Origin of the sequence: Borborobacter arsenicus (genome assembly GCF_003934165.1) — a bacterium.
In the GTDB taxonomy this organism is placed as follows: Bacteria; Pseudomonadota; Alphaproteobacteria; order Rhizobiales; family Rhizobiaceae; genus Pseudaminobacter; species Pseudaminobacter arsenicus.
Genome location: NZ_RKST01000022.1, coordinates 25,375 through 37,757, shown reverse-complemented (window position 1 = coordinate 37,757; position 12,383 = coordinate 25,375). Strand labels below are relative to the sequence as shown.

Below are 12,383 nucleotides of genomic sequence, written 5' to 3'. Positions count from 1 at the left end.
TGACTCAAGCCACCTGTGAATCGGGTCGCTGGGAGGCGGGTTCTTCGACATGATGTCCGTGATGGTCATGCCCGGCATGATCGTGCTGGTGGTCTTCCGGCTCGCACCAGGGCGCATCCTCATGCCAGGCTTCGTCGAAGCGGCGCGCCCGCATCATGTTTTTCGTGCTTAGCGCCTCTCTTGTATCGCCCCAGGCGATCGGCTGGCGCGCCAGAAGCAGGGCTTCGGGAAAATGCGTCCGCACCAGGTCGAGGTCATGGGCGACGACCATGACGGTTCGCGCTTCCGCGTGCCAGTGCTTGATCAGTTCGATCAGGTCACCGACTGTCCTGGCATCGACAGCGTTGAAAGGTTCATCGAGCAGGATCAGGTCGGCATCCTGCACCAATACGCGGGCAAAAAGCGTGCGCTGCAACTGGCCGCCGGAAAGCGTGTCGAGTGCCCGGTTTTCGAACCCTTCGAGGCCGACGGCCTTCAGGGCGCTTACGACCTTGTCACGGTCCTCCCGTGTGTGGCGGCCCAGAAGCCCACGCCGCGGCCAAAGCCCCAGGGTAACCAGATCGATGACGCGGGTGGGAAAGGAGCGGTCGAGCTCGGACTGTTGCGGCAGGTAGGCGATGCGTGCGCCACTCGCATTGATGCAGGAGCCGGCCATCGGCTTGAGCACGCCGACGATGCCCTTCATCAAGGTGGATTTGCCCGAGCCGTTGGCGCCGACAATGGCGGTGAGAGAGCCGGTCCGCACGGTGCCGTTTAGATGGTGCACGGCAGGGTGGCTGTTATAGCCGAGCGTAAGGTCATGAAATCTAAGGCAGGCATCAGCCATGAAACGGTCCGCTTGACGGATGTCGGGAGTCGATCGTCCGTTGCTGGATATGTGATGTTATTACATTAGTCAATCGGGGCGCCTGCGCCGATGACGCAGCTTTCCTCAGATTTATAAGTTTGCAACCTAAAGATGGGGAGATATGGCGCCTTTTCGCTTGACGGTCTTGCCGGCTAACGCTTCGAAACCTAAGGAAGGCCAACAGCAACCGGAAGGGATCAATCATGACCATTCGCCGTATCGATGTCGGTGCTCGCATGAGCGATATCGTCATCCACAACAATACCGTCTATCTCGCCGGACAGGTCGGCGCGCCGGGCGCCAGCGTGACCGAGCAGACCAAAGCTGTCCTGGCCTCGGTAGATGCGCTGCTCGCCAAGGCCGGCACGGACAAGACCAAGATCCTTCAGGCCATCATCTGGCTGGCCGACATGAACACATTTGCCGAGATGAATGCCGTCTGGGATAGCTGGGTGCCGCAGGGCAATACGCCCGCGCGCGCTACCGGCGAAGCCAAGCTCGCCACGCCTGACTACAAGGTCGAGGTCATCATCACCGCCGCCATCTAGGCGTCGAGCCGGAAGCGGGAGCTAAATAAGCTCCTCCGAATTACCTTGCGCCGCCGTATTTCCACGGCGGTGCAGTTTCGCGCATCTCACATGAACCATGCTGCCCCGCCCCCGCCGATAATCGGTCGCGGTCACAATATGGTCGAGAATGGCCGATAACACGAAAAAGCCTAATTTGAAGCCTTTTCGTCTATTTTGATCCACTTCATTTCAGCGGAAACTAAATAACGGATTTCCACCGAATTGATATTGCATCGCGAAGTGACTCCACTGTCCATGTTGCGATGCAACCAATCGTGTGCGGAACGGTTCTGGCTTCATGGTTGCCGCGCTGGTTGCGTGGCTGAATGTTGTTGAGCGGAATTAATACTGATGAATGTTCAGACTGATCCGGCCCAGTTGAAAAGCGCTATTGCCAGTTTTCCCGCGATCGCAGAACAGCCAATCCGCTCGAATTTCCTGCCTGAAGATCGCCTGAGGGCACTTGGCGCTTGTCTGGCACGCAACGAGGTCATCCAGTTCCATGGGCTGGAGCCGTTCGATTTCCAGGCGCGAAACCGGGAAAACGCCGAAAAGATTCTCGAAGTCTACCGCGCCACCAATGCCGCCCAGGCACGGGGCGATGCCATCACGCCGGCTGCGCAATGGCTTCTGGAAAACAACTATCTGGTTGAAGAGACCATTTTCCAGATCAAGCGTGACCTGCCACGCCGCTTTTACCATGAATTGCCGACAGTCAAGCTGGCGGACGGCCAGACTGTCCCGCGCGCATTGGCGCTGGCCTGGATTTATGTCGCCCATTCCGACAGCACCGTGGCGGCAGACCCGTTCAAGGCGCTTGTCGACGGCTATCAGTCCGTCGAGCCTATGCGGATCGGCGAATTGTGGGCACTGCCCTCGCTGCTGCGCTTCGTGCTGATCGAAAATCTGCGCCGCCTTGCCGTGCGGGTGAAGCGTGCGCATGAGATGCGCCAGATCGCCAATGACGTTGCCGACCGGGTGTTGGCCGCCGGTGATGGCCAGGATCGCCACACCATTCTTGCCGGCTACACGGAGCATGCCGGCGACACGACATTTGCCACGCAACTGCTCTATCGGCTGCGTGACGGCTCGCAGAATTCCGGCAAGGCACTGGTCTGGCTGGAAAACCAGCTCGAACGGTCCGGATCCGACGCCGAAGAGATCATCATTCGCGAGCACCAGACGCTGTCGAGCGGCAATGTCACGACCGGCAACATCATTCGCGGGCTGCGGCTGATCAATGACGTCGACTGGACGCTATGGTTCGAGTCCGTCAGCCCGGTGGATGCGCTGCTGCGGCAGGAAACCGATTTTGCGGAACTCGATTTCCAGTCGCGCGATCAGTATCGCACGGCAATCGAGGATCTGGCGCGCCGCTCCAAGCTCAGCGAGTATGAGGTGGCCGAGCGGGCGATAGGAATGGTGGAGGAGCCGCGGCCGGCGAGTGCCGCCGCGGTCGTCGGAGAGCGCCGTTCGGGCTACGACAATGTCGGCTTCTTCCTGGTCGGCCAGAAACGGCCGGAATTCGAACAGGCGATAGGCTATCGCCCGAATTTCGGGCTGCGGCTGTGCCGCGCATTCCGCAGCACCGGCTGGACCGGGATCGTCATTCCCGTTTTTGCGCTGACAGCGCTTTTGCTGACCATGACCGGTCTGGCTCTTGCCAATATCGGCCTGTCATCCGCCGCAATCACGCTGATGCTGGTGCTTTTTGCCGTACCGGCAAGCGAAGGCGCCATGGCGTTCTTCAACACCATCGTGCTGCTCTTTCTCAAGCCGACTCGCCTGGTTGGCTATGAATATAAGGAAGGCATACCGGCGGAGGCGCGAACCCTCGTCGTGGTGCCGTCGCTCATCGGCTCGCGCGACGATGTCGATGAGAATATCCGCCAGTTGGAAATCCACCACCTCGCCAATATGCACGGCGAAATCCACTACGCCCTGCTGTCCGACTGGCCCGACAGCGACATCGAGCAGAGTGCGGGCGACAAGGAAATCCTCGATTATGCCAGGGCCGAGATCGCCGCGCTGAATGCGCGCTATCCGGCGGAGGGCTCTCCGCTTTTCCATCTCCTCCATCGGCGCCGGCTCTATAATCAGGCGCAACGCAAATGGATGGGCTGGGAACGCAAGCGCGGCAAGCTGCATGAGTTGAACATGCTCCTGCGCGGCGACGCCGACACGACGTTCCTGCCGTCCGGCCAACCGCTGCCCGAGGGCATCGTCCATGTGATGACACTCGACGCCGACACCAGGATGACGCGCGGTGCCGTGGCCCGCCTGGCTGGCAAGCTACGCCATCCGCTCAACCGTCCCGAATTCGACGCAAGGCAGCGGTTGGTGACGACGGGCTATGCCATTCTCCAGCCGCGTGTCACCCCCTCGCTGACCACGGGCGACGAAGCCTCGTTCTTCCAGCGGGTCTTTTCGGCAAATCGCGGGCTGGATCCTTATGTCTTCGCGGTCTCCGACCTTTATCAGGATGTGTTCGGCGACGGGTCCTTCACCGGCAAGGGGCTCTACCACATCGATGCGATGGAAGCGGCCCTGAAGGGGCGGATCGCTGAAAATACAATTCTCAGCCACGACCTGCTGGAGGGCGCATTGGCCCGCTCGGCGCTGGTGACGGATGTGGAGGTGGTCGAGGACTATCCGACGCGCTATTCCGTCGATGCCTCCCGGCAGCACCGTTGGGCGCGGGGCGATTGGCAGCTTCTGGGCTTCATATTCGACCCCAAATCCGGGGTGCCGGCCCTCTCGCGCTGGAAGATGACCGACAACCTGCGCCGCTCGCTGACGCCGATCTTCTGGGTGCTCGCCGCGATTGCCGGCTGGACCCTGCTCCCCTTTACCCAGGCTGCCCAGTGGCAAGCGCTGCTGACGCTCAGCCTGTTCATGGCCCCGACCTTCGATATCGTCAATTCCCTGCTGCCGAAGAGCCGGGACATGACGGCGCGTGGCCATTTCAGCGCGTTGACGCGAGACGTTGCTTTCGGCACCGCAATGGTGGCGCTGCGTGTCGTGCTGATGGCGCATCTGGCCTGGATGATGGCCGATGCGGTGGTCCGCACGCTCTACAGATTGTTTGTGAGCCGGCAAAACCTGCTCGAATGGCGCACGGCATCGGATGCGCATAAAAGCGGCGGCAACGACCTTCTTTCCTATTACCGCCTGATGAAGGGCGCGGTGGTGATCGCGATCGCCGGCCTTGCCATTCCGGTCGCCGCAGACTCGACGGGCAGCTTCGTCGCCTTCTTCTTCGCGATCTTCTGGGCGGGTTCGCCCGCTTTTGCTTGGCTGATCAGCCGTTCGGCCGAGACAGAGGACAGGCTGCGCATTTCTAAGGAGGACGTGAACAGGCTGCGCACCGTGGCGCGCCGCACATGGGCTTATTTCGAAACCTATGTGACGGCCGAAAACAACATGCTGCCGCCCGACAATTTCCAGGAGACGCCGACGCCCGTGGTCGCCCGCCGCACTTCGCCGACGAATATCGGCGTCTACTTGCTTTCGGTGGTTTCGGCGCGCGATTTCGGCTGGATCAGTCTTGCGGAGGCCGCGGACCGCATCGACCAGACAATCGGCACCATCGAGCGCATGGGGCGCTATCAGGGGCATCTCTACAATTGGTACGACACTGCGACCCTGCGGCCGCTCTATCCGCTCTATGTATCGAGCGTCGATAGCGGCAATCTGGCCGGGCATCTGATTGCGGTTGCCGCCGCCTGCGCCGAATGGGCCGAAGCACCTTCCGTCCACCTGCAGGGCGACTTTGACGGATTGCTCGATGCCGTTGCGATCCTTGGTGAAAACCTCGCCGACCTGCCTGACGACCGGCGCCAGTTGCGGCCGCTGCGCCAGCGCTTGCACGACCGTATCGAAGGGATGCGCAGGGCAGTCGACGCCATCAAGGCGCAGCCTGAAATGGCCTCGATCCGCACCATCAACCTGGCCGTGCTGTCGGGCGAGATCCGCAAGCTGGCGGGTGCCATCCACACCGAGGTCGGCACGGCACGCAGCGAAATGCTGATCGAGTGGGCAGCCAAGCTGGAAGCTGCCTGCGAGGCGCATGTCCACGATGCGCATAGCGATGAAAAGTCGATCGAAACGCTGCGCACGAAACTGGAGGACCTGCAGGAACGGGCGCGTCGTTTCGCCTTCGAGATGGATTTTTCTTTCCTGATGCGGCGTGAGCGCAAGCTGTTGTCGATCGGTTACCGTGTTGAAGAGCACCAACTGGACGAAAGCTGCTACGACCTTCTGGCGTCTGAAGCCCGTCTGACCAGCCTTTTCGGCATCGCCAAGGGCGATATCCAGACCGAGCACTGGTTCCGGCTTGGCCGGCCGATCGTCGAGATCGGCTTCAAGGGCGCACTGATGTCGTGGTCCGGCTCGATGTTCGAATATCTGATGCCGCCTCTGGTCATGAAGGAGCCGCAGGGCGGTCTGCTCAACCAGACCAGCAAATTGGTGATAAGGCGGCAGATTCAATACGGCCGCTCGAAGAAGGTGCCGTGGGGCATTTCGGAAGCCGCCTATAATGGCCGCGACCGGGAGATGACCTACCAATATACGAATTTCGGCGTGCCTGGCCTCGGGCTGAAGCGTGGCCTGGGGCACAATACGGTGATTGCGCCCTATGCGACCGCGCTGGCGGCTCAATTCATGCCGCAAGAGGCTGTGCAGAATTTGCAGAGGCTGCGCACGCTCGGCGCCATGGGGCGTTACGGCTATTATGACGCCGTCGACTTTACGCCCCAGCGCGTGCCTGAAGGCCGCAGCTATGCCGTCGTCTACAATTACATGGCGCATCATCAGGGCATGTCGATCGTCGCGATCGCCAATGCGATTTTCGAAGGGCGCATGCGCGATCGTTTCCACAGCGATCCGGTGATCGAGGCGGCCGAATTGCTGCTTCAGGAAAAGGCGCCGCGTGATATTCCGGTCGCCACTGTGCGCACCGAAGCCGATGAGCGCGGCAAGACCGATCTGATCGAGCAAAGCGCCGACACGCGGCTGATCATCGAGCCTGAAAAGGCGCTGCGTTCGACCAATCTGATGTCGAATGGCCGTTATTCGGTCATGGTGACGGCAACGGGCTCCGGCTACAGCCGCTGGAACGATCTGGCGGTGACCAGATGGCAGCCCGACCCGACCGAGGACAGGCTGGGGACCTATCTGTTCCTGCGCGACACCGACACCGGCGAGTGGTGGTCGGCCACGACCGAGCCGAAGCGCGCAGAGTCCGAGCATGCGCAGACACTGTTCTGCGATGACAAGGTCACCTTCATCAAGATGGTCGGCACGCTGCGCACGGAAGTCGAGTGCATCGTTGTCTCGGAAGGCAATGGTGAGGGCAGGCGTATCACCCTTATCAATGACGGCAATTCCGACCGCCATATCGAGGTGACGTCGTTTGCGGAGCTTGTGCTGGCGCCTGAGGCTGCCGACAGCGCCCATCCGGCCTTCTCTAAGATGTTCGTGGAAACCGAAATCGCTGCAAACAACAACGCGATCTTTGCCAGGCGCCGCAAGCGGGCCGCCCACGAGCCGGATATCGAACTTGCCCATTTCGTGACCGATGCGTCCGGCTCGAAACGTGACAGCGAAGCCGAGACGGATCGGCGAGCCTTTATCGGTAGGGGCCGCACAATTGCCAATGCCGCTGCCTTCGATGCGGGCGCCAGGCTCGGAGGCAATGCCGGCTTCGTCCTCGATCCTGTAATGGCATTGCGCCGCCGCGTGCGCGTTCCGGCCAATAAAAAGGTATCGCTGACCTTCTGGACGATCGTCGCGCCGGATCGCGACGAGATCGAAACCACCATGACCAGGCTCGACCATGCCGAAAGCTTTGCGCGCCAGGCGATGCTCGCATGGACCCGCTCGCAGGTGCAGACGCGTCATTTCGGCCTGAGCCTTGCCGATGCCGCCAATGTCCAGAAGCTGGCATCCTACCTGCTTTATCCGGACCCGTTCCTGCGCATGCCGCCTGACATGATCGCTTCCAGCCTTGGCCGACAGTCAGCGCTGTGGCCCATGGCGATCTCTGGAGATTTCCCGATCTTCGCCGTGCGCATCAGCGATGTGGCGGATCTGGAAATCATTGCCCAGGCATTGCGGTTCCAGGAATACATGCGTGCCCGTGGCCTCCTGGCCGATCTGGTCATCGTCAACGAGCAGGCCTCGTCCTACGTTCAGGATCTGCAGCAGGCCATTGAATCGCTTTGCGAAAACAGCCGCCTGCGCGGCAAGGAACTCGGGCCGCGCCAGCATATATTCGCCGTGCGCCGCGACCTCATGGACGAAATCTCCTACAAGACGCTGCTGGCTGTGGCACGCATTGCGCTCCATACGCGAAACGGCACCATATTCGACCAGGTCGAGCGTGCCGAAGCGGCGGCGCTGCAGGCCAGGGATGCGCTGGCCATCGCCGAGGCAGAGGCCACCGCTGATACGGACGAGCCTGACGTCGTTTTTGCGTCTACTGGGCGACCGCAGACCGCCAAGGGCACCGGGCTGGTTGCCTGGAACGGCTTCGGTGGCTTCGATCGCGACGGGCGCGACTATGTCGTGCGTCTCGGTGGCCAGCGCACGACGCCGCATCCATGGATCAACGTCGTGTCTAACCCGTCTTTCGGTTTCCATACCTCGGCTGAAGGCGCCTCCTTCACCTGGAGCCGCAACAGTCGTGATTTCCAGCTTACGCCGTGGTCGAACGATCCTGTTTCGAACCGGCCGGGCGAGGGAATCTACATATTCGACAAGACGACCGGCCGCAGCTTTGCGCCGGTGGCAGCCTTGTTGCGTAATCCGGAAATCGTCTACGAAACCCGCCATGGCCAGGGCGTCTCTACCTTCTCGGCAAGCCACGGGTTACTGTCGACGGAATTGACGCAGGTCGTCGATCCGATCGACCCGGTCAAGATTTCACGGCTTCGCATCCGCAATTCGGGCCCCGCCGTCGCACGGTTGCGTGTCTATGCCTATGCGGAATGGGTGCTGGGCAACAACCGCGCCCGCTCCGCACCGACAATCGTGCCTTCGCTGGACCCGGCGACGGGTGCGCTTCTGGCGACAAATGCCTACAGCCTGGAATTCGGCGAGCGTGTCGCGTTCCTCGCCACCGATGGCACGGCGCAGTCCGTCACTACGGATCGCCACGAATTCATGGGGCGCGACGGGACCAGCCAGGAACCATACTGCGTGGTGAAAGGGCTGGAGCTATCCGGGCGGATCGAGGCAGGCACGGACCCCTGCGCGGCAATCGCGCGCGATGTGGAAGTGCCGGCGGGCGGCGAGGTGTCGATGCTGTGGCTGCTTGGCGATGCCGGCTCGTCCGAAGAGGCCGCCAGCCTTGTTGCCGATCACCGCCTGCGGGATTTCGAACTGCGGCTTGCCGAAAACGAGCAGAGCTGGCGCGGCTTCCTCGACACGCTTCAGGTCGAGACGCCTGACAAGGCGCTTGATGCGATGGTCAACCACTGGCTGCCCTATCAGAGCCTGGCCTGCCGCATCCATGCGCGTTCTGCGTTTTATCAGGCAAGCGGCGCTTTCGGCTTCCGCGACCAGTTGCAGGACACGTTGGCATTGCTGCTGCACGATCCGAAGCTGGCACGCGACCAGATCGTCAATGCAGCTCAACGGCAATTCCCCGAAGGCGACGTCCAGCATTGGTGGCTGCCGCGCAGCGGCGCTGGCGTCCGCACCATGATTTCAGACGATGTCGTCTGGCTGGCTTATGCCACGGCTCGCTATGTGTCGGTCACCGGCGATGCAGCGCTCCTTGATGAAAAGATACATTTCATCGAGGGCCAGGCCCTTAAACCGGGCGAGCATGACGCGTTCTTTGAACCCGAGAAATCCAAGAAATCAGCGAGCCTTTACGAGCATTGCGCCCGCGCGCTCGATCTTGCCATTGCCCGCACGGGCGCCAACGGCCTTCCGCTGATGCTGGGCGGCGACTGGAACGACGGCATGAACCGCGTCGGTGAGGAGGGCAGGGGCGAAAGCGTGTGGCTGGGCTGGTTCCTGTTGAAGACGCTGGGTGATTTTTCTGCCATTGCCCGCAGCCAGAACGACAACAAGCGTGCAACCGCCTGGGCAAAACACGCCCGCGGCCTCAAGCAGGCGCTGGAAAATGCCGCCTGGGACGGCGAATGGTACCGCCGCGGCTCCTTTGACGACGGTACGCCCCTTGGCTCGCGGGATTCCGACGAATGCAAGATCGATTCGATCGCCCAATCCTGGAGCGTATTGTCCGGAGAAGGGGACCCGGTCCGCTCGAGGACGGCGATGGAATCGGCCATGAAAATGCTGGTCGATGACGATGCCCAGATCATCAAACTGTTCAGCCCGCCCTTCTCGGGCACGGAAAAAGACCCGGGCTACATAAAAAGTTATCCGCCCGGTGTGCGCGAAAATGGTGGCCAATACACGCATGCCGCGACGTGGTTCGTCATCGCTCTGGCCGAAATGAGGCAGGCCGACGATGCCTATCGTTGCCTGCGGATGATCAATCCGGTCAATCACTCGCTGGATGAACAGGCTGCGGAACACTATCGGGTCGAGCCCTATGTGGTGGCCGCCGATATCTATTCAGGCGCAGGACAGGCCGGCCGTGGCGGCTGGACCTGGTACACAGGCTCCGCCGGCTGGTTGTACCGTGCCGCAGTGGAGAGCATTCTTGGCATTCGCCGCGAAGGCATGCGCCTGATTATCGATCCTGTCCTGCCTAGCAGTTGGAGCGGCTACAAGGCCACGCTCAGGCTTTCCGGCAGCACGTATCGCATCAGGGTGAACCGTGCGAAGGGCGCAAAATCCGCCAGTGTGGAAATCGATGGCAAGCGCTCGCGCAAAGCCTATATCGAGCTCAATTCTGGCGGTGACTACGAAGTAACGGTGACTATACCGGGCTGAGAAAAGAATTATTATTTTTTCCAGAATCCCGATCTGGGTCACCGGCTGCCATTATTTTGCCGCAACGGTGCCATTTTTCCTTAAATCTCAATCCGTTAACTGATCACGGCAAATTACGATGCGTGTTCGTATGTTGTTCGAGAAATCGGAACCGAGACTGTATGTGAGCATTGTCGGTACGGTCTGGCAGGCATGAATCCTGCATTGGCGTGCTGAGAAAATTATAGTCCTTACGAGGTGGGTTCCGTGTCCTTGCTGGAAGTTTACTTTCGGGCGCTTCGGTATCTGGCAGCCCAAAAGCAGCGCGTATTTTTCATCTGCGCTGCCAATATCGTACTTGCCATCGTTACCATCGCAGAACCGATCCTGTTCGGCCGAGTCATCGATTCCATTTCGGATAAGCGCGAGGTCCTGCCTACGCTTGCTTTGTGGGCAAGCCTCGGCGTCTTCAACATCGTGGCCTATGTCTTGGTTGCCCGTGGCGCCGACCGGCTGGCGCACGCTCTCCGCGCCAGCGTCCTGTGCCAATCCTTCGAGCAGGTGATCACGATGCCGCTGTCGTGGCATCATGAGCGCGGCACCTCCAACGCGCTCCACACCATGTTGCGGGCGGTGGAGACGCTGTTCAGCCTGTGGCTGGAATTCATGCGCCAGCATCTCACCACTGCGGTCGCGCTGATTCTGCTGGTGCCGACCGCAATATCGCTCGATCTGCGCATGTCGGCGGTGCTTCTGGCGCTGGGCGCGCTTTACCTCCTTATCGGACGCGTGGTCATGCACAAGACCAAGGACGGCCAGGCTCGCGTTGAAAAGCATTACCACGACGTGTTTTCGCATGTGACCGATTCCGTAAACAACGTCGCGGTGCTGCAGAGCTATAACCGCATCGGCGAGGAGACCCGGAAGCTGCAGGCGCATGTGCGCGACCTGATCCAGGCGCAGTATCCGGTGCTGGATTGGTGGGCTCTCGCCAGCGCGCTGCATCGTCTGGCCTCTACCATCTCCATGATGGTGGTGCTGATGATCGGTGCATGGCTGGTCTCGCGCGGCGAGTTGCGGATCGGCGATATCGTGGCCTTCACCGGATTTGCATCGCTGCTGATCAGTCGCCTGGATCAGATTTCGAACTTCGCCAATCAGATCTTTGATGCGCGTGCCAAGCTCGAGGCCTTCTACGAACTGGAAGACTCCGTTGCCGACCGCAACGAAGCGCCGGACCTGCGCGAACTGGAAAACGTCACCGGTCATATCCGGTTCGAGGACGTCAGTTTCGAGTTCCCGAATTCCGGCCAGGGCGTGCAGAACATCTCGTTTGAGGTCGGCGCCGGCCAGACGATCGCCATTGTCGGCCCCACGGGGGCCGGAAAGACGACGCTGATCAATCTGTTGCAGCGTGTCTATACGCCCCAGCAGGGACGAATCCTCATCGACGGCGTCGATACGCGCACGGTCACGCGCAAATCGCTGCGTCAGTCCATCGCCACGGTGTTTCAGGATGCAGGCCTGTTCAACCGCTCGATCGAGGAGAATATCCGTATCGGGCGTGAGGACGCGAGCTATATCGATGTACATGCGGCTGCCAAGGCAGCCGCTGCCCAGGAATTCATCCTGTCGAAGAGCGAGGGCTACGACACCAAGGTCGGCGAACGTGGCGGCCAGCTTTCCGGTGGCGAGCGCCAACGCATCGCCATTGCCCGTGCCATCCTGAAAGATGCACCGATCCTGGTCCTGGACGAGGCGACCAGCGCCCTCGACGTCGAAACCGAATCGCGTGTCAAGGAGGCGATCGACGGTGTTCGCCAGGGCCGCACCACCTTCATCATCGCCCATCGCCTGACCACCGTTCGCGATGCCGATCTGGTCGTCTTCATGGATCAGGGGCGCATCATCGAGATGGGCGGCTTCAACGACCTCTCGGCGACCAATGGACGCTTTGCCGCCTTGCTGCGTGCCGGCGGCCTGCTGAACGACGAGGAAGTGCGGCGCCTCAGCCATGTTTCGATGCACAACGAGGCGGCCTGACGGGCAGGTCCCACGGCTGGGGAGGTTGC

4 protein-coding genes are annotated in these 12,383 nt (G+C 61.0%); 3 read left to right on the top strand and 1 reads right to left on the bottom strand.

Annotated elements, in window-relative coordinates:
• Positions 1-4: 4 nt before the first annotated feature.
• The gene (gene aztA, locus EET67_RS21035; RefSeq protein WP_128628183.1) at positions 5-826 is read right to left on the bottom strand and encodes a zinc ABC transporter ATP-binding protein AztA; all 822 of its coding nucleotides are present in this window, start codon (positions 824-826) and stop codon (positions 5-7) included.
• A gap of 224 nt (positions 827-1,050) precedes the next feature.
• Here aztA and EET67_RS21030 point away from each other — a divergent pair, with 224 nt between their 5' ends.
• The 3 genes from EET67_RS21030 (at position 1,051) to EET67_RS21020 (ending at position 12,354) form a co-directional block, all read left to right on the top strand.
• Complete coding sequence (locus EET67_RS21030) at positions 1,051-1,395, top strand: RidA family protein (protein ID WP_128628182.1); 345 nt, start codon at positions 1,051-1,053, stop codon at positions 1,393-1,395.
• Positions 1,396-1,767: 372 nt separating this feature from the next.
• Entirely contained in the window at positions 1,768-10,332 is an 8,565-nt protein-coding gene (locus EET67_RS21025; protein ID WP_128628181.1) for a glycoside hydrolase family 94 protein, read from the top strand.
• A gap of 246 nt (positions 10,333-10,578) precedes the next feature.
• The gene (locus EET67_RS21020) at positions 10,579-12,354 is read left to right on the top strand and encodes a glucan ABC transporter ATP-binding protein/ permease (protein WP_128628180.1); all 1,776 of its coding nucleotides are present in this window, start codon (positions 10,579-10,581) and stop codon (positions 12,352-12,354) included.
• Positions 12,355-12,383: the final 29 nt, after the last annotated feature.